Annotated in this window: 1 protein-coding gene and 2 pseudogenes; all 3 read right to left on the bottom strand. The window is 43.4% G+C overall.

Annotated features, from left to right (window positions below):
* Nucleotides 1–790: pseudogene (locus ACP45E_RS17265) on the bottom strand (hypothetical protein); the annotation flags it as partial.
* Nucleotides 791–1,128: 338 nt separating this feature from the next.
* Nucleotides 1,129–1,284, bottom strand: a pseudogene (locus ACP45E_RS17270) (group II intron reverse transcriptase/maturase); the annotation flags it as partial.
* A gap of 74 nt (nucleotides 1,285–1,358) precedes the next feature.
* Nucleotides 1,359–2,129 (bottom strand): IS3 family transposase (locus tag ACP45E_RS17275; RefSeq protein WP_083251616.1); only part of this gene is annotated, 771 nt, incomplete at its 5' end.

Genomic DNA, 2,129 nt, shown 5'->3' on the forward strand with positions numbered 1-2,129 from the left:
CATTGTGATGATAGGACAATGGCTCCATCACAATACTTGGCTCGATACCATCGTCAAACTCAATGTGTAGTGGATTCGCTGTTCCAAAACGTGAACACATTGGATAATGAGCAGGAACAAACTCTACTGTTTGGCTATTGAACTTCCAAAGGTTATATATGTTACTAATACCACAAGCACTCACATCAGAATAATCTGGACCGTCATAGTACAGATTAATTTGCCCCCAAAGATAAAGGTCATCCGTTTGATTAAAGCGGCTATTAGGCTCTATCCAATGCCAACGATAGAAGGTTTCATCTACGACTTCAGCTACGGTCTGGCCCGGAGCAACAGCATATCCAGACATCTGAAAAGATTTTTTACTTGCCGTATCATATAAGAAGACCTCTGAAATCCCCGCTAAACATGGAGAGGAAAAACCTGCCGATTCACAGTAATTTGGATCATCTAAATATTCCATATAACCGCCACCAATAAGGTGATAACGCTTACTTACAGCTAAGTGGTGAGTTGCCTGCCATTCACCCTCCTCAACAATTGGGTGTGCAACATCGGGAAACTCTCCGTCTTGTGGGACCTGATCAGAAATACATACTTGCTCACTACAACTACTATTTGAGTAACTTGTTTGTGACAGTTGGAATGATAGCTGAGTTGACTCTGTAACCAAAAAGTTTGGCGCAGAAGAAGGGTTCGTAGAAATACTCGAGCTATCTTCACAGCCGATCATAAGTAAGATGGTTGAAGCGATTAAAGCGTATTTGTAGTGTAAGCATTTATAAATCATTGCATGAATAATAAAGTAGTGAGAATTCCACTACTTATACCAAGAAATATTCATAAATTTAGAATAACGTGTATTCCTAATTTATTTGCTGTCGTCAATAGCTTTAGTTGCTTAAAAGCGCTTATCTTAAAATACCATCATCCCTTGGTTATCACAGAGGTTTGACTCGTAAACTGTGAAGACTTTGTCGAGTAGACGGCACCTGTTACCAAGTGCTGCTCCTCTAAGAACGCAGCGTGCAACTTTCACTGCACTAGGCTCAGCCTCCATGAAGGCATCGTTTGATACTCGGTAACTTATAAAGCCGTGAGAGAAGGCTCGCTCCAAAAGTTACGAGCTTACCTTTTTGACTTTCTCCTAGCCAAGTATTCTCGGTATTGCGTGTCAAATGGATTAGCCGCATTTCGGAGCTTCACATGTCTCTCAATCAGTACTCTGGCTATTTGGAACAGATTGAACTGGCAATCTATATCCATGACCTTCCGCCAACCGTGAATTTAACACTGAACGCAACATGAGTGATTATTCATAGTTGATTTGGAATATAGGTTTGTAGTGGCTGTTCTGGTCAACTCCAACCGGACACTTTCTGTAGAGACTTTTCATAATTAACCGGCGACATGTCATTGTTCGCCGAATGCAGCCTTTCGAGGTTGTAATACCTCATGTAGGCTGCGACATCTTCCTTCATATACTCTCTGGTTGGCTGATGTACTTTAAATAACCAGTCGTGCTTTAAGCTTCCGAAGAACCGCTCGACCACGGCATTATCCCAGCAAGCTCCTACATCTCCCATGCTCGCACGCATGCCATAACCCCATAGCTGTTTGCGATATTGTCTGCTCGTATACTGGGAGCCTCTGTCGCTGTGGAACACAAGCCCCTTTCCTGGTTGCCTCAGGTTATATGCCTTTACCAATGCCTTGCTAACCAAGTCGGTTGTCATTCGCTTATCAATATGCCAGCCAACAACTCGTCGCGAGTACAAATCCATGACGATAGCTAAATACATCCAGCCTTCACCTGTTTTCAGATAAGTAACGTCACCCGCCCAAACCTGATTAGGAGCCACTGGATTAAAGTTCTGATTCAACAAATTATCGGCTACTGCATCACTGTGTTTGCGCTTCGTCGTGACTTTGTAAGCTACTCGCTGAGTCACTTTTAGGCTAAGCCTATTCATCACAGTGCGAACCTTGTACCGACCTACGCTAAAGCCTTCTTCACGCAGCTTCTTTGTCATTTCCCGATTACCAAGACTCTGTCGGCTTTGTTTAAATAGCCACTTCACCCGGCGATACAGGTTCAGCGTTTCAGCAGTGACCACTTTTGCTGGCTG

It is taken from the genome of Vibrio genomosp. F10 str. 9ZD137, assembly GCF_049974785.1.
Lineage (GTDB): Bacteria > Pseudomonadota > Gammaproteobacteria > Enterobacterales > Vibrionaceae > Vibrio.